This window comes from Thermosporothrix sp. COM3 (assembly GCF_059696735.1).
The window spans coordinates 2,442,933-2,460,730 of sequence record NZ_AP019376.1; the positions used below are offsets into that span (position 1 = coordinate 2,442,933).

Annotated in this window: 14 protein-coding genes; 3 read left to right on the forward strand and 11 right to left on the reverse strand. The window is 52.1% G+C overall.

Features of this window, described 5'->3' with window-relative positions:
* Positions 1-330: 330 nt before the first annotated feature.
* The 3 genes from KTH_RS10535 to KTH_RS10545 all read right to left on the reverse strand — a co-directional run bounded on the left by KTH_RS10535 (position 331) and on the right by KTH_RS10545 (position 4,138).
* On the reverse strand, positions 331-1,542 hold the full coding sequence (locus KTH_RS10535; RefSeq protein WP_497618408.1) for a cytochrome P450 family protein: 1,212 nt from the start codon (positions 1,540-1,542) through the stop codon (positions 331-333).
* Positions 1,543-1,620: 78 nt separating this feature from the next.
* The gene (locus KTH_RS10540) at positions 1,621-2,640 is read right to left on the reverse strand and encodes an ArsR family transcriptional regulator (protein ID WP_497618409.1); all 1,020 of its coding nucleotides are present in this window, start codon (positions 2,638-2,640) and stop codon (positions 1,621-1,623) included.
* Positions 2,641-3,634: 994 nt separating this feature from the next.
* A complete protein-coding gene (locus KTH_RS10545) occupies positions 3,635-4,138 on the reverse strand; it encodes a hypothetical protein (RefSeq protein WP_497618410.1) in 504 nt (167 codons plus the stop codon).
* A gap of 421 nt (positions 4,139-4,559) precedes the next feature.
* Here KTH_RS10545 and KTH_RS10550 point away from each other — a divergent pair, with 421 nt between their 5' ends.
* The 3 genes from KTH_RS10550 to KTH_RS10560 all read left to right on the forward strand — a co-directional run bounded on the left by KTH_RS10550 (position 4,560) and on the right by KTH_RS10560 (position 7,825).
* A complete protein-coding gene (locus KTH_RS10550; RefSeq protein ID WP_497618411.1) occupies positions 4,560-5,102 on the forward strand; it encodes a tetratricopeptide repeat protein in 543 nt (180 codons plus the stop codon).
* Positions 5,103-5,452: 350 nt separating this feature from the next.
* The gene (locus KTH_RS10555; protein ID WP_497618412.1) at positions 5,453-6,070 is read left to right on the forward strand and encodes a TetR/AcrR family transcriptional regulator; all 618 of its coding nucleotides are present in this window, start codon (positions 5,453-5,455) and stop codon (positions 6,068-6,070) included.
* Positions 6,071-6,565: 495 nt separating this feature from the next.
* The gene (locus KTH_RS10560) at positions 6,566-7,825 is read left to right on the forward strand and encodes a cytochrome P450 family protein (protein WP_497618413.1); all 1,260 of its coding nucleotides are present in this window, start codon (positions 6,566-6,568) and stop codon (positions 7,823-7,825) included.
* Positions 7,826-7,984: 159 nt separating this feature from the next.
* Here KTH_RS10560 and KTH_RS10565 read toward each other — a convergent pair whose 3' ends face one another.
* From KTH_RS10565 to KTH_RS10600, 8 genes are all read right to left on the reverse strand, one after another.
* Positions 7,985-8,581, reverse strand: a complete 597-nt coding sequence (locus KTH_RS10565; RefSeq protein ID WP_497618414.1) for a dihydrofolate reductase family protein — start codon at positions 8,579-8,581, stop codon at positions 7,985-7,987.
* A 221-nt stretch (positions 8,582-8,802) separates the two neighbouring features.
* The gene (locus tag KTH_RS10570; RefSeq protein WP_497618415.1) at positions 8,803-9,762 is read right to left on the reverse strand and encodes an N-acetylglucosamine kinase; all 960 of its coding nucleotides are present in this window, start codon (positions 9,760-9,762) and stop codon (positions 8,803-8,805) included.
* The gene (gene argH / locus KTH_RS10575) at positions 9,759-11,279 is read right to left on the reverse strand and encodes an argininosuccinate lyase (protein ID WP_497623216.1); all 1,521 of its coding nucleotides are present in this window, start codon (positions 11,277-11,279) and stop codon (positions 9,759-9,761) included. Before argH ends, KTH_RS10570 begins: the two co-directional genes overlap by 4 nt.
* A gap of 33 nt (positions 11,280-11,312) precedes the next feature.
* Complete coding sequence (locus tag KTH_RS10580; RefSeq protein ID WP_497618416.1) at positions 11,313-12,068, reverse strand: creatininase family protein; 756 nt, start codon at positions 12,066-12,068, stop codon at positions 11,313-11,315.
* Between the two features lie 17 nt (positions 12,069-12,085).
* A complete protein-coding gene (locus KTH_RS10585) occupies positions 12,086-13,819 on the reverse strand; it encodes an ABC transporter permease (protein WP_497618417.1) in 1,734 nt (577 codons plus the stop codon).
* 65 nt (positions 13,820-13,884) lie between these two features.
* Entirely contained in the window at positions 13,885-14,964 is a 1,080-nt protein-coding gene (locus KTH_RS10590) for an ABC transporter ATP-binding protein (RefSeq protein WP_497618418.1), read from the reverse strand.
* Positions 14,965-15,146: 182 nt separating this feature from the next.
* Positions 15,147-16,163, reverse strand: a complete 1,017-nt coding sequence (locus KTH_RS10595) for an extracellular solute-binding protein (protein ID WP_497623218.1) — start codon at positions 16,161-16,163, stop codon at positions 15,147-15,149.
* Between the two features lie 61 nt (positions 16,164-16,224).
* Positions 16,225-17,406, reverse strand: a complete 1,182-nt coding sequence (locus tag KTH_RS10600; RefSeq protein WP_497618419.1) for an ROK family transcriptional regulator — start codon at positions 17,404-17,406, stop codon at positions 16,225-16,227.
* Positions 17,407-17,798: the final 392 nt, after the last annotated feature.

The window sequence follows — 17,798 nt, forward strand, 5'->3', positions numbered from 1 at the left end:
CCGTACAATAATGTCACACCCAACACTATGATTGCACGCAAGACTTATATTACTCTACACATCCGTTAGAAACGATACTGTAAGTGATTGTATAGCTATCTCTGTATATGAACTGAGCACAATTACGTGGACAAAAGACCTGTTACAGGAACTATTTCTATATATCTGGCATACTACTGGCCCTTCAGAATGCAGGATGACTAGCCTTTTTGACTTCATTATGGCTCTATTCCAGGAGAAAAGAGGTAGAGAAGAGCTACTCTACCTCTTTCGCCTCTCTCAAGGAGCTCAGCAGGGCTCATCCTCATTTTCCTGCCACCAGCGGAGACATTACGCTGAGAGACGCACCGGGAGCCAGCTCACGCCCCGGAAGAGATAATAGGGGCACCACGGAAGCGTTTCCGGGTCAGCCATCAATCGTATCCGAGGGAAGCGCCTCAATAGCGTGGTAAACGCAATCCGTGCCTCTAATCGTGCTAAGGAGGCGCCCAGACAGTAGTGAGTTCCTTTCCCAAAAGCAAGATGTTTCTGCTCCTTGCGCAGAATATCTAAACGTTCTGCATGACAATAACTGCGAGGATCAACGTGCGCAGCAGATAAGGAGATAAAGACCTGATCACCCCGTTGCATCTGCTGTCCCGCATAGTGCATGTCCTCCCGACACCAGCGCTCCGTGAGGATGGATACCGGGGAAACATAGCGTAACAGCTCTTCTATAGCCTGTTCTATTAGTTCCGGGTGCATTCGCAGAAGCTGCATTTGATCCGGATATTGTAACAAAGCAAGCATACCAGTCCCGATGAGATGGGCAGTGGTCTCATAGCCAGCACCGATCAATAAATTGATGGTATTCATCAACTCTTGCTCCGAGAGCGCTTGCTTCTCTACATGGATGAGTTGGCTCACCAAATCCCCCCCCGGATGAGCACGCTTGAAAGCGAGAAGCTGTTTATAATAGTCCAGGAGCGTCATTTCCAGATCGGGATGCATTTCCGAGGTAGTGTCTGGATCAGCGGTAGTCGCAAGCGGGGTCTGGAACAGGGCATGCAGCGGCTGACGCAATGCTTCAGGGATACCCAGTATTTCGGAGATCACCATTATCGGAAGCGGAAAAGCAAAGGAGCTGACGAAATCCACTTCCTTCTGCTCTGCGAGCGCGTCAAGCAGCATATCCGTGATGTGCTGAATTCGATCTCGCAGTTGCTCAACAGCCCGAGGTATAAAAGCATGCGCAACAATCCCACGAAGGCGCGTATGTTCTGGAGGATCAACATTAAGCATTTGTTTTGTCAAACAGAGAAACACTTCTGGATAATACTGCCTGATCTGCTCTCGTGTGAAGATCGTCGAGAGATCTTTCGTCAAGCGAGGATCTTTCAGGAAACGCTCCGTCTCTTGATAGCCCGTCACGATCCACCCATTCAGACCATTAGGAAGGGTAAAACAAGAAAGCGGCACACTCTGATGATGCACCGCAAAAAACGTATGAGGATGACGTTTTGCCTCCTGCGAGGCATATTCTGCCAGCGTATATGCCTTCATCAACGTATCCTTTCTCTATGACAAAGCTGCAAGAATAGCTAGCAACCTCCGCCTTTCCTGACATACTTGGTCTTTCGTTCACAGCGTACATTCGATAAGCCCATGCACAGATGCTTCCGGTTGAATCACTCGCTCTACCCTCAGTCCTGCCAGCTCTAACAGTGCTCGAAACTCTTCTGCTGTTCTCTCCTTACCCCCGAAGATAAACAACATCCACAGATCAAAGCAGACAGCCTCCATCGGCGCCTTTTCAGCAGGAAAGATGCGCTCAGCAAGCAACAATTTGGATCTGCTGGACATCGCGTTCCGACATGTTCGTAAGATCTTCAAACAGTCCTCATCGTTCCAATCGTGTAAAACAGACTGCAAGAAATAGAGATCCGCACCAGCAGGAATGGCTTCAAAAAAATTTCCTGCCTGCAAGTGACAGCGATCCCCTCCCTCCATAACTTCCACAACGTGTTGTGCGTTCACAAGTGCATCAGGCATATCAAACAGGATTCCTTCCATCGAGGGATAGGCCTTGAGGACGCCACATAACACAGTCCCATCTCCCCCACCAACATCAACCATCTTCTGTACATTTGAGAAATCATACATAGACAGCAAGCGATCCGGCGGCAGCGAAGAACTTTTCAGCAATTCATGAAACTGAAAACGGATATGTGGGTGTTCAGCTAACCAGGTCCAGAAGTCGGTTCGATACACATAATTAAAACTGGGCCTGCCCGTGCGCACCGTATGCTCACAGGCGGTCCAGGCCTTATTCAGCCAATCTGCCTGCTCCCAGAGTACAAAATCGCGTAAAGACCCTTCTACCTCTTCACAGAGCAATCGCGATCGCTCTGAGTTCCCAAAAGAGCGAGCTCCCTGCTCCTCAAAAAAGCCAATAGACACCAGTGCCCGCAGAATCCGATACAGAGCCCCTTCATTCGCTCCTGTCTGTTGCGCCAGTTGTGTAATTGACCGGGGACCATCCAGCAATATATCAGGAATTCGGAGACGAACAGCAATTGAAAGGAGTCGATTCAAATTACCAGCGATAGCAAATGCTACTACCTCACCAGCAACTTCCCTGTCATTTTTCTCTACTTGCATGTCCAACCTCTCCTGTATTTTCGCCAGCTCATCCTACTTATTCATATCTTCCTCTTTATATTATAGAAAAACACCAAAACGATAGATAGAAATATCTCTTTTGACTATAGAAGTAGTGCCGACTTAGAATCTCAAGAAAGATATAAGAAGAAATTAATAATAAAAAGCCCCTATATTCGTGCTACAGACTTAATAGATGCTCTCGCCTGTTGCTTCCCCAACTGGACAGCATTCGCAAGAAGTTAAGGACAGGGTTTATCTCCCCTCTCTAGCCACGAGGACATGCGGGCGAGAAACAACAAGAGGTCCCTTTTTCCGAGGAGGACAGAGCGCAGGCATACCTTGAACTGATCTGTTCAGGCTTCTCCACTTGTATGTAAGCGCATTACTCTTTTCCTGTACATCCGCAAGAAGACACAGCACCTGCCTTTTACCCGCCTTCTCTCCTAGCCTCGGTATTTTTGAGTTGAGGAAGGTTATTGGAGTTCGCTGGTAGTGTGGTTAATATAGTCAGGAGCTGGCGAGCCGCACGGCTGAGATATGCACGCCGGCGATGGATCGCCATGATAGGAACGCTGGCCTCCAGTGAAAAACATTGCGATTCCGGCAAGCAATCTCGCTCTATAGTAGAGTCTGGGATGACCTCCCCTTGTTGCGGATCTATCAACCAACCACGTTCCAAGTATGCCCCCAGTGCAGGTATACCGCTAAACAGACCATAGAGACTCAGATGCAGGCAACCGGCATCTGTTGTTGTACCATCTGCTTCATACTCTTTCTTTGCTTTTTATTCTCTTTCTACTGTCTCCGGATAATAGCATACGAAGGAGCACGGTGTCAAGCGCGCCCGGCATAGAGGGACATGAGCAGACCACGCTTCGATGACTGGCTTGTCGAGACATGGTAACCCGGATAGCTGCGAGATCACGCTTCTCTCCGTTGAAGAGAAGCGCGGTTCTCCTGAAACATCGTTTTTCTGCTTCACGCTCGTTTCTTATCGATCCATCTGCCCCACCATCCACCGATTCAGGAGAATACAGATCAGCAATGTCAACCAACCAAAGATCACTGTGTAGAAAATTGGCCACACGGTCAGCGGCCAGGAGAAATCTTGCCAGCTTGTTGACGGTTGACCCTGATAGTTCAAAAAGTAGCCACGTATCAGCCAGCCAAAGAACAGGCTGACAAGTGCCAGCACAGTTGGACCAATCGCGCCACAGAGAAGCCCCGCCACTGTTGCAACCCCCTTGCCCGCCGACTTTGGCAGCACAACGAATAGCCACCACAACAACATATTCAATATAGCTACAGCTACTGATCCAGCAAGAGAATCGACTACCGTACCATTCCGGAAGGGATCCCCCCAATGCAATACAAACTGAATGAGACAAAAGATGATAAACAGCCCTGCATATACGAGAAATGCAGTCATCCCCCCTAGCACAAGCACTGCCTGGCCGGGGGAAAAGCGCTTCTTGACGGGAGGCGAAGAAACCATAGAATGCTACTCCTATTCTGGTATGATGATCCTGTGCTCTCTTTTCCTATGTAGCCATCATAGCAACAAGAGCACAGGCAAAGCATGGGGCATATGTCCCATTCAACCCTTTTGCTCATTTCAGTACCTGCTCTGGCTATCTCCTTCCTCTTTTTGCGAAGAGCCAACACCATATAACACCATACAATATAGAGGGATGGCTGCCCTTTGCCAGTGATGCTTCTAGCGATCAAACCGGCATCACTCTATATCGTCTACAGGGAGCAACAATGCTCTCTGCACGCTGTAGCAGGGGAAGATGGCTTGCTCAATTGTTTCTCTCACGAATTGACATACGCCATAGCTCTCCTATAGAATGGGCCAGCAAGCAGGAGACATCCTTCATCAAAACGCTGCTCAGCATGCGCAAGGAAGAAATACTATGGATACAACACAACCATTTTTTCAGCGGTACCAACCACCTGATCTTCAAGAGGTGCTCACACGAGTTCAACAAGACAGCAAGCAGCTAGAACAGGCTAGACTCACTCAGGACGAGGCGCAACAACTCCAACTTCTGACCTGGCTTGGGGGTGATATCCTCTTATTGGGGAAAGAAGCTGACGCTATAGCTCTCATCGAACAGGCTCTCACTATGGCAAGGGAACAGAGCGAAAAGGCGTCCGAGATCGAAAACCTGCTCAACCTCGCAACCGCTCAGCAGTATCTTGGTAAGCGCGAACTGGCACAGCGGCTCTTCCAGGAGGCATTCGAGAAAGGGCGAACCTATGGAGTACGGGAGTTTGAAGATTTCGTCTTGCACCATCGAGGTCGCTGTTATGTCGAGCAGGGGAAACTTGATGAGGCACAGGCCTGTTTTGAGCAAGCATTGAAGTTACGAGAAGCCAAAGAGGATCAGCGCTTTCTAACCTCTACCCGGAATGCCCTCGCCGCTGTGAACGAAATGAGAAACACATCTCGTTGAACTCTTATCAGGAAGCCTCAACGTCAGCGAAAGAACCGTACGAGAAACTATTCTCTCCAAAAGCAAAACAATGTATATCATGCAAGCAAGGTATAGGTCAGCCGCCATCGCTCATCTGTATTGAAGCGATCAGTTGATTGTGTACGTTGCCTTGCTCAAGCGCCCTGAAAATCAATAGGACAGGCGAGAGGCAGAGGGATCTATCAGGCCCTTCGAACTCTCTTCCTCCTCATGCCCCAAAGCGCCCCTTGACAGTAGTGCTTCCCTGCGTTATATTCTGAATATGAATTCGACTTTGGTTTCTCAGGTCCATTGTCACTTCTGAGGAGCATCAAGGGGGTTACCAGCAAATGGCGTCAACAAAGAGATCGACAAAGCGTACGGATGCTGTGACAAATCGTGCGCGAATTCTGAAAGCAGCATTAGCAATTTTTGCAGAGCATGGGCTAGAGCTTGAAATGAGCGAAGTGGCGGCACAGGCCGGCCTCGGGGTAGGCACACTCTATGGGCATTTTGCCAATCGCGAAGACCTTCTCCGTGCGATTTTGCAAAGTGCGATTGAGGATGCTTTGACACAACTCAGATCGGCGCAGCAGGCTCATCCTGATAACCCTCGTGCAGCCCTTGAAGCATTCCTCTCAGCCGGAGTACGCTTACAAGATCAATATAAACCCCTGAGTGGTGTGCTCCGTGACACTCGCCTGATGAAACTCATGGACCCCTCCTATGTCTCACAGATACGGATGCAATTCCTGGAAATGCCCAGGGAGCTCTTTCGCCTGGGAGCACAAAAGGGCGTCTTTCGTCAGGATCTTGACCCAAACATGGTAGCAGTGATCATTATGGGCGCATTTATCAGTGCTATGGACCTGCTAGAGACATATCGTTCGCTCGATGAGTTAGTTGAGCGCCTCACGCATTCCTTGATGGCTATGTTGATGACAGAGCCAGCCAGGCCGGAAGCGTAGAGCTCACGAAGCGAGAGAGAGCATGAGAATAGACGTGCTGAGTGGCAGTACGACTACAGAGTAGATCAACCTGTTGGCTTTACATGATCATGCCATTTGATCATGAATTTTTGCCACAATGGCCGGTATTTCAAGAAAGAAAGAAAGAAACGGTACTCGACTGCTCTGGACCATGCAGCGGCCTCGCACCCTGTTGCCGGTATGCTATAAAAAACTGCTCATGCAGTATCAAAAACGTAAGCGATTTCAGATGAAAAATAGATAAAACGGAGCATATAGCAAGATTGAACCGCTCCAACTCCCGAGAACCTTATCAGACAGGACTCTCAGGCTTTCAGGCAGATAATGCAGCTTTATTACAATCCTCACGGGTGAGACACTGCTTCCGGAGTGAAGCACCACCCGTGATCTGATACATCCCTTCCTCTGCGGCCTTGCACGAAGGAGGGGACCAACCGTTGTAGCAGGAATACACACAACAAAGGGGATTTCCGTATGCAGAATACGCCAAATCAAGCAGTATCCGAGCAAGATATATTGAGTCTGTTTACCGGCGCCAACCCGGACATTGTCGCGAGTCCTTTTGCAGTGCTGGCACAACTACGCGCACAGGGAGCCGTTATCCCGCTTCCATTTCCTCTCGGAGAGCAGCGGGTCTGGGCCATTACCCGAATGAAAGAAGTGGTGCAGATGCTTAAAGATCATGCTCACTTCACAGTTGATCCCAGTTCCATCGGAGTTGCTCACCTCTTCGGACGTAATACCGCTTCTGCCTCCGACGCGCCGACCTTCTTTACCTCTAAAACGATGCTCACGGTTGATGAGCCAGATCACCGACGCCTGCGGTTGCTGGTCTCCAAAGCATTCACGCCCAAATATATTGAAGGTTTGCGTCCTCGCGTACAGGAGATCGCCGATACGTTGCTTGACCGGGTCCAGGCGCAAGAACAGATGGATGTGGTTCAAGATTATGCTCTTCCTCTGCCCATCAACGTTATCGCTGAGATGCTCGGAGTCCCTCAAGCCGACTGGCCTCACATCCGCAAATGGTCGGATACGCTGGCGCATGGCCTGGGTGTGGGCAAACGCGATCCCGAGGTTGAGGAAAATATGCGCGCCTTCGGCGAATACACCGCTCGCCTCGTGGCGCACAAGCGGCAGCATCCAGCAGATGACCTCATCAGCCATATGATCACGATTGAAGAGGAAGGGGATCGGCTCAACGAGGCGGAACTGCTCTCAACGATCACCCTGCTGATCTTTGCCGGCCACGAGACAACCTCGAACCTGATCGCAACCGGCACCCTGATGTTACTCGATCATCCCGAGCAACTGGCAAAACTCAAAGCAGACCTCAACCTCGTACCTTCGGCGGTCGAAGAGCTGCTCCGCTTCAATGGTCCGGCAACAATCGCGGGCCCGCGTTTTGCCACCGAGGATATTGAGCTTGGCGGGCAACAGATCAAGAAAGGGGATGTGCTCTTCCCTATCCTGCTCTCAGCGAACTGGGATGAGAGCCAGTTTACAGACCCCGAGGAGCTGGACATTGCGCGTACACTCAATCGTCACGTCGCCTTTGGGCAGGGCATTCACACCTGTCTGGGTGCGCCGCTCGCCCGGCTGGAAGGATCGATTGCGTTTACGACGCTGCTTCAACGTTTCCCGAACCTGCGGCTCAACACTCCACGCGAGAATATCGTCTGGAACTTCAGTCTGAACTCACGGAGCCTGGCAGCACTGCCCGTTGCATGGTAGCCCATCAACGAAGGTTCCCATCCCGAAGGAAGCATGCTCTGTGCGCTGCTCCACAGCGAGAACGATTGACGAGCAGCATGATGCGCCCTTTCAGACAGGGAAGCAAAGGAAGCTGGTGTGCGTCTGGCATACCAACTTCCTTTGGAGCTCGCCCCGAGGCTATTTCTTGACCTGATACGTGAGATGGGTAACTCCGATGCCCTCCACAATAGATGGACTCCCCAGTTCAATAGGTGCTACCTTCAGATGATCAAACAGACGAACGCCGCTTCCGAGCAAAACAGGAACCAGATCAATATGAATTTCATCGAGCAATCCAGCGTTGAGACACTGCTGAACCAGCGTCGTAGAAGCCACAACAACCTTCTTCTCTCCGGCAATCGCTTGCCCCTGTGCAATGGCGCTCTCAAGCCCATCAGAAACGAATGTCATTGGCCAATCCTCCCCAACCCATTCCGGTGCAGGCCGATGGCTCACCACAAGCATTGGAACGTTCAACGGATGTCTGCCGCCCCATCCGCCGGTCATCTCAAACAGGCGTCTCCCCGCTATCAGCACCCCTATCGAGTTCTTGGCAGCTTCAAGCAGCTCGATACTCTGCTTTGAGATCTGCATTTCAAGCTCTCTTTTCCCTGTTCGTGCGGTATAAACAACATTTCCCTGAGACATCCAGGCAAAAACATGCTCAACGCTATCATTTGGCCCGGCAACAAAACCATCTAGCGACATGGAAAACCCGGTTGACACTTTACCCATGCTCATACTCCTTCATTCACAGGTTGCATCAATAGCATAGAAGTATGATACCTCAAAAACAGAGAAGCGTCTTGTACCAGACGACACAACTCCTCATGTTCGATTTCAGAAAATAGCACACCGGGCATCAAAAAGGAGAGGGACAGCATACGCCCGGGCAGTCCCTCTCCTGCTTTCACATCTCTTTACCGTTATTCCGGCTTACATCATCTTTCTCTCTATCACACATTGTTCGCTGTTTGCAGAAACGCTGTCCCCTTAGCGATAATCCCTTCAATTGGCTGGCGTTTTGCTGTATCGAGAAACGCATGCGGTGCATAGGCCAGAATATGCGCGGCCAGGGCAGAGCGCACCAGTTCCTCATGTTGTAAAATACCACCTTGAAGAATAACTGGAAAGGTCTCCTGCCGCATCTGAAGCGTATCAATGACGGCACGTACCGTGACAAAGAGCTCCTTCGCTGCCTGCCCGAGAATCGCCCGGGCAACTTCATCGCCGAGCCGGGCGGCTTCGCCCACAGCCCGCGAGAGTTCCGCCATCTTCTCGATAGAATACGAAGCGCCGTAGACCCAATCTATCAGTTCCGTCGGATGATTGAGTTGTAAACTCGCCAGCATTATCTCACTCAGGCGTGTCGTTGGTCCTCGACCATCCAGCGCGTGGAGAATCGCACGCACCGCTTCTTTTCCCAGCCAATAGCCGCTTCCTTCATCGCCTACCCGATGCCCCCAACCGCCAGCCCGTGCGCTTTCACCCGCCTTGTTGAGGCCGAAGACAATCGAACCGGTTCCTGCAATCACCAGAACCCCGGCCTCTCCACCGGTTGCCCCTACCAGAGCAGCAAAACCATCATTCTCAATGACCAGGTGCCGGGCACGAATGCCATTCTTGCGTAATGCCTGCTCGACCAGCCGCTTGATCACCACACGATCATGCACGGTATCCAGCCCTGCCATGCCAAACAGGGCAATAGCAACCTCAAGAGATGGCTCCTCTATCTGAGCCGCAACAATGGCATCATGAACGGCCAGCGTCACATTCTCTTCAGCCTCCTGGATACCGACACTCTGATAGTTTCCCGGGCCAGCTCTTCCTGCTCCTTTCCAGGAGCCGTCTTGTTCAGCCAACACCGCCAGACACTTTGTCGCGCCGCCATCTACCGCCAGGATAGGGATTCTCACCGTGCCTCTTCTCCTCTATTCCAGCGCTGCAATGTCTCGTCAAGCAGGGCTTCAGCGGCGGCAATTCTGTTTCGCCTTTCCGCAAGCCAGATCTTGAAGGTTGCTTGCTGCTCATGGCGGCTGGCAATAGCACGCCGGATCTCCTCTGGCTCTGGTCCACCCGGAAGACTGCGTATTTTGACAAAGTGGATTGGATCTAAGGCCAGCTTCAACCCGGCCTCTGTCAGCGAAAGCGGGCGCCCGATAATCTCCTGTGCCACGTCATTGACCAGCGCAAGCGTGATCTCGTTCGCCGCCAGCCCGCGTTCAAGCGCCACCTTCACCACGCCACTCGCAATATGATGGGCGGTCCGGAAGGCAAGGCCATCTGTACGCACCAGCGTATCCGCCAGTTCGGTAATAGTCGCGAAGCTTCCCTGCAAGCGCTGCAAGAGGATCTCCTTGTTGACCTCCACGGTTCCAATGACACAGGAGAGCAGATGATAGAGACGCCCAAGCAGATCAAGGCTCTTCCAGAGATAGGGCTGCATATCATCTTCTGTATCAACGATATCGCCAAAGGGGGTGTTGTGCATCATATGAACGACCGTCTGTGCATTGCTCACGCAGCTTGAAAGCAGTGCCCGGGAATGTTCAAGGGAAACAGGGTTACGCTTCTGAGGCATGATCGAGCTGATCTGTACATATGGCGCGGCAACCTTCAGGATCGCGAATTCCTGTGTACACCATTGCAGAAGATCCTGCACCACTCGGCCCATATTGATCGCTGCGACCTGGGTGGTAGCTGCGATCTCGGCAAGATAGTCGGCCCCGGCAATCGCATCATAGGAATTCTCGATTAAGGCGTCAAAGGCCAGCAGCTCCATCATCCGCTCACGACTGATTGCAAAGCCGGATGTCGTCAGAGCCGCCGCCCCCATACTGCTGCGGTTACAACGCTCATAGGCCCCGATCAGCCTCTTGATATCACGCTCGAGCAAATCGGTGACGGCAACAATATAATGTGCCATCGTGGTCGGCTGCGCCTGCTGTGTATGGGTATGGCCGATCATATAGGTTTCTACATGATCCTGTGCGAATGCAAGAAGCTGATCCCGGAACGCAAGCGCCTCATCCAGCAAGCCTAAGAGCTTCTCGCGCAGGACCATCCGATAAATCGCGATCCCCATATCATTACGGCTTCTTGCCAGATGCAGGTTACCCGCAATCTCGCCCGCTATGTGCAGCAGGCGGTCTTCCACCTGGAAAAAGAGATCTTCATACTCGCCGGTATACTCGCTCTGACGAAACTCCTCCAGATCGAGAGCCTGGAGTGCGCGAGCAATCTGCTGTGCTTCCGCGAATGTGAGCAGCCCCTGTTCATAGAGCATAATCAAATGCGCTTTATGAATCGCCATCATCGGGGCCAGCAAGTGCCGCTTTGCCTCATTGAAGGCCGGTTCCAGCACAACTTCAGCGTAGGTTTTCCCAGGAAAACGGTCGCCCTCGACGCGTGTAATCTCCTCCTGGTATCCCATCATTGTTCCACCTTTCTCTTTATCCGCAATATACTACTTTTTCTCGATTTGTGTATTTTGTAGCCAGCTATTGAGCAAAGCATGCAAATTCTGCGTCACACGCTCGACAAGCTTCTGACCGGTCGCAAGCGATGTTTGCTGAATCAGGCCGGTATAGCCATTCCAGCCGCGCGGCGTTCCCTCAACCAGAATATAAGGAAGGGAAGAGAGTGGTGCAGGCGAAGGAAGTTCCTCGTCCTCTGCGGTCACATGGACCAGCTCAGGATGCAACCCCTTCACCGCGGACATCTCATATGGGCCGCCATGACCGCGCCCGGTTGTCCCCTCAAAGACGCCCATCTCCTCTGTTTCAGCGTGCGAGACCATCTGCCACCAGTTCACGAGCAAAAAGCTGGCATCGCGCCATTCTCCGGTTATCTGCTCCGCAACCGTGCGCGAGACCCCCATATTGCCATCATGCGCGTTCAGCAGCAGGATACGCCGCAGCCCCATCTGGCAGATACCACGCAACAGGGCCGCAAGATAGGCATGATAGGCTTCCGGGGGAATCGCGATGGTTCCCGGATATCCTTGCGTTTTTCCCGGGCAGGCAGCATATGGCACAACCGGAAAGACCAGCGGCTTGAGTTCGGGTGCAATGCGCTGCGCGAACCCTTCGGCCAGCAGGTAATCAGTGCCTAAAGGCGAGTGAGGCCCGTGATACTCGATTGAGCCAAGCGGCACAACCGCAAAATTCACCTCCTCTACCACCCGTTTGACATCGCGACCATGCAACAGCTTTACATCCATTCGTTTCCTTCTCCTCGCTAGACGGCTGCCGTAGATGCCTCACCGGTGAGCCAGCGCGAAATATAGAGCACCAGAATAATCAGGATAATCTGTAACACCCCATACGCACAGGCCGTGCCAAACTCAAAGGCGTACATGCGCTGGAAGATCTCAACTGAGATAGGAACCGTTCGGGAAGTATAGAGCAGAATCGAGGCGACAAACTCGCCAATCCCCTGCACCAATGCCAGCAGTGTTCCGGCCAGAATGCCGCTCAATGCTACCGGGAACACCACGCGCCGGAAGCTGTACCACCAGGAAGCCCCCAGGTTTCGCGCTGCCTCCTCAATCGAGGCATCCATTTGCATCAAGGTCGCCGAGGTCGAGCGAAAAACCAGCGGCAAATGACGTACAAAGTAGGCCAATGGCAGAATCCAGAAGGTGCCAACCAGCACAGTATTAAAGCCGAAGATATTCTTTGTGCTGAACGCCGCAATCAGGTTCACCGCAACCACCGTACCCGGCAAAGCCCAGGGGATCATAATCAGAATGTCTAGTAGCGCCTTCCCTTTGAATTTGAGCCGAACCATTGCATAGGCCGCCGCCACACCGAAGATCAGATTCCCGATCGTTGCCAGGAAGCTCATCTGAATACTGTTCCAGACAGGCCGCCACGTACGACTATTGGTAAAAAGATCCAGATAATGCTGGAAGGTGTAGGCAGTCGGGAACGTTGTCGTTGTCCATGCCCCATCCTCGGCAAAGGACAGCAGCACCAGCACAAAAATCGGCAACAGCAGAATAATCACGCCGATGAAGGAAGCAACAGCGGTCAGGATCTTGCCTACCGGGCTTCGCACCTCGGTTCGATGCACGCTGATTCCCTTGCTGGCGTTCTGATAGTTGCGCACTCCCTGATACCAGCGCATCAGCAGCAAGAAGAGAATCGAGACGATCGAAAGAATGGTCGACTGGGTCGCCGCCATATCCAGGCTACCATTTGTGCGCGATAGATAGATCTGCATGGTCAGGGTGCGCTCAATCCCGTAAATCAGGGGAGCGGTATAAGAAGCCATCGAGATCATAAAGACCAGCAGTGAGGCCGCCACCATTGCCGGGGTCAACATCGGCAAAATGACGCGCCGCCAGATATAGACACGTCCCGCTCCCAGGCTGGCCGCCGCCTCTTCCAGCGAGGGATCAAGCCCCTTGATCGCAGCCGACGCGGTCATATAAAAGTAGGGGTACATGGTAAAGGTATGCACCACGATCACGCCCAGAATCCCCGTCAGGGAGAACGGCACCTGCTTGAGATGCAAGATATCTCTGAGTAAGCGAGGGACTATCCCGCTTTCACTGTAGAGGAACGAGAACGACAGCACACCAATCAACGGAGGCAACGACATCGGAACCAGCACCAGCACGCTCAGCAGTTTCCGCCCCGGAAAGTCATAGCGCTCCAGCAAGAACGCCATTGCCACCCCGACAATACCGCAGGTAATCACACTGATAACCGAGATATAAACGCTGTTCCAGAGGGCTTCCAGATTCGCGTTATGCTTCAGACTGAAGAATCGGGCATAGTTCTCTAAAGAGATGCTGCCACCAACCCGAAGACTCTCAAGGAAGGTCTGGTAAAAGGGATAGATCACATAGGCAAACAGGATCAGGAACAGCGGCGCTATCAATACATAGACAAAGAAGCGCGAAGATACAAAACTCCTCCACTTACCGCGAGAAGTACTGGCCGGGAGTTGCACTTCTGTTTTCATCAGATACTCTCCTTTCAGCTCGCCGACAGGAGCGTCTCTCCATGCTCCAGACGACTCGACCTGCCCTACTCGACGAAGTAGATGCATTCCCGAGGAACATGCACCCGCAGCAGCTCCCCGCGTTCTTTTACAGCGCTTCCCTGATTGACGAACATGGCCTTCAATTGCGTCTCCCCGACTGTCGCCAGATAGTTGACAGCAATCCCGGTAAACTCCGCAATGGAGATCTCGCCTTGCAGGATATTGGGGCCCTCTTCATGCGCCTCTGCCTGTCGTATCGCCTCCGGACGCACCGAGACGGTCACGTCCTGTCCCTCGCGCACCTGACAACTCGGCGAAACATTGGTCTTCAATCCTACCAGTGTATGACCGCCAGGGAAGCGCACAACGACCTCGTCACGCTCAATCTTTTCAACAACCCCGGTCCAGAGATTCGATTCCCCGATAAATGAGGCCACAAAGCGATTATGCGGGCGATTGTAGATCTCCCGAGGCGTTCCGATCTGCTGTACTACACCACCCTGCATCACCATAATCCGATCAGACATGGTCATGGCCTCTGCCTGATCGTGGGTCACATAGATCGTCGTGATGCCCAGTTCAAGTTGCAGACGCTTGATCTCAACGCGTGTTTCTTCCCGTAGCTTGGCATCGAGATTCGAGAGCGGCTCATCCAGCAACAGAATACTTGGCTCAATGACCAGGGCCCGCGCCAGCGCGACACGCTGCTGTTGCCCGCCAGAAAGCTGATCAATGCGGCGGCTTCCGTATCCTTCAAGATAAAGCAGCTTCTGGGCTCGCTCAACCTTTTCGCGAATCTCCTGGCGCGACTTTCGGCGTACCTGCAACCCGAAGGCGATGTTTTCGGCAACGGTCATATGTGGAAAAAGCGCGTAGTTCTGAAACACCATGCCGGTATTGCGCTTATGTGGCGGCAGATGCGTCACGTCATTCTCTCCGAAGAGGATTCTCCCCGTGGTAGGGAAATAAAAACCGGCGATCATGCGGAGCGTCGTCGTTTTGCCACAACCGCTTGGCCCGAGAAAGGTAAAGAATTCTCCGGGCTTGATCTGTACATGCACATCATCGACACCGGTTACTTTCCCGAATTGTTTTGTGACATGCTCTAGTGTAACTGCGACCAAGAATTATACCCTCCTTATAGCGATAAGCTTCCCGGGCTGCCTGAACAAGAATGATAGGGGGAAGAGAAAAACGGTCAGGATGGGAGAAGATGCCCGAGCGCTATGCACTGACGAAACTGGCTTTCGGAACCCTGTGGGAAGCAAGCATGCCTCCCACAGGTGCATTCACCGATGAAGCGGGATCAGCTTTTGCCTTTCCCTTTGATGTTCTCATCCCAGTACTGCATCCACTCTTTCTCTTTGGCGTTGAGCACCTTCCAATCCAGTTCCATTGGTTTCAGCTCAATGCCTTTGAGCCACGAGGGCAGCGTGTCCTTGCTGATGTCAGAGCGGGCCGGGATCTGGAAGAGCTTCTCAGCTTTCTCACTGGCCAGTTCTTTATCAAAGAGGAATTCATAGAATTTCTTGGCTGCATCCATATGCTTCGCACCCTTGATAAGGCCGACACCATCAACCAGGATAGGGGCGCCGCTCTTTGGATAGATAAAACCAAATGGCTGCTTCTTTGTCTCCTTCTGGATCATGATATCCTGCAAGTTCCAGAGCGAGAGCGTCCCTTCCTGACGAGCCAGCTTCAGATAGAGGTTGGTCGGATCCTGAGCATACTCTTTTGTGTTCGCGTCCAGCTTCTTGAGCCACTCATACCCTTTGCTCGGATCTTTTGCGCCGCCCTCTTTATAAATCATCGAGCTATAAATGGTGCGCATCGTGCCCGAGTCCAGCACGCCACGAATGATGACTTTATCCTTATATTGCGGCTTCAGCATGTCATCCCAGTCCTGTGGCGCATCTGCCGCTTTCATCGCCTCGGTATTGTACATAATCACTTCAGGGAGAAGCATTTCACCGTACCACCGGTCCTGAGCATCTTTATACTCGGGCGCAATGCTGTCGGCAAAAGAAGGCTTATAGGGCTCAAGCAAACCCTCTTCTGCGGCGGTCATGAACGAAGTCTGGGTGCCTCCCCACCAGAAATCGGCCTGGGGATTATTCTTCTCCGAGCGCACGCGCTCCATAACCTGTTGTGCGCCCATCGTGAGGACTTCAAGTTCGATGTCAGGGTACTTTTCCTCGAACTTCTGCTTGATAAATTCGACGACATTTTTATCTCTGGCTGTATAGATGACCAGCCTGTTCGCCTCACTCCCACCATCCTCACCACATGCAGCCAAAATAGAGGAGAGAAGAATGAAGAGCATCAATATTGCGCCGTACTTGCGCTTCAAAATAGTACGCATCCAACAACTCCTTTGTTGTACTTTATTCCACGTGTGCGATAGTGCTCGCAAACGCTTCTAACGCGCTATAGATCGCCCCGATCAGACCGGCTCGATTACCGGCCTCAGCGATCTCAATTTGTGGCACCACTGGAACCCATCTGCTCAACAGGGACCGAAGCTGTTCGACGCCCTCCGCTCCCAGAACAGCGAGTTCTCCACTCAAGGCAAGTAATTCGGGATCAAGGATGCTGATAATATTGACCAGTCCATACGCCCAATGTTGTAAGACGTTCTCATAGAGTGCTTGAGCGGCAGGCATCCCTGAACGAGCCAGCTCAATCAGCCGTAGAGTTGCGCTATCAGTCTCCTTGAGCGTAGGATCAAGCTGTCTGACCTGCTCAAACAAGCCAACCAGCGAATAATTTCGCTCAAACGTGCCATACGCTTCTGGTTTGAGGTCATCAACAGGGCCGATCATCATGTATCCAATTTCCCCGGCGGCCTCTTTGCTGCCACGATAGACCTGCCCATCGATGATGATGCCAGCGCCTATACCCGTGCCCACATAGACATACACGAGGCTTCTGACATCACGTCCCACTCCCCGGTAAAACTCGCCCAGGGCCATAAAGTTCACATCATTGTCGATAACGGCGTTCAGACCGAGACGGGCTTCAATCTCCTGCTTGAGCGGCTTCCCCATCCAGCCGGTACTGGGCGCATGACTGACAATACCGCTTCGCTGCTGTGTAATGCCCGGTAAACCAACACCGATACCCAATAATTGCGACTTTCGCAGCCCATGTTCGGACAACAACCGGGCTATCACTGTTTCCAGTTCGGAAACCACATCACCTGTCATACGACCAGAACGCACATGACATTCAGCCAGCAGATCCCCTTTGAGATCCGCAATTCCCAGATGGAGACCGCTTCCCTCAATCACTGCGCCAGCAACCAGAAAAGCGCGATGGTTCAACTCCAGCAGGATCGGCTTACGCCCTCCCGAGGATTGCCCCATTCCGACTTCATACACCATCCCCTCCGCAATCATTTCATCGATCAGGGAAGAGACACAGGGACGACTGAGACCGGTTTGCTGTGCCAGTTGTGCACGAGACAGACGATCATTCGACCGGAGTTGTTGCAGGATCATCTCGCGATTCATTTGCTTCACAACCCGGGCGTTCCCTCGGTTCTTCTCGCTTCCGTTACGATACATCGTCACTCGCTTTCAGCGTGGCCTTGCACGCAGCTCACTGCACACACAACCCTTACCTCTATGCAGGTTGCTCACCACTGCCAGCAGAGCATTGAGAGAAGCGACGCCCATTCCAGAAAAGGGCAACCCTTCTTACCACTCCGCAAAAACCTGCATAGAGATTTGTTAGTAAATATAACTAACAAAGTTGTTGAGAGAAAGAATAATCGAAAGGTCGCCTGCTTGTCAAGGCTTTTTCAGGCTTTTTTACGAAAACGGCAAAATCTCTGAAATAGCCCGGAAAAAAAACTACCTCGTCTGGCTTTGTGAGAACTGAAGCCTCCTGTACTCAGCAACGAGGCTATGAGGAAATCACTCAACAGGTACCCCCTCGGTCCAGGTGACACAAGAGG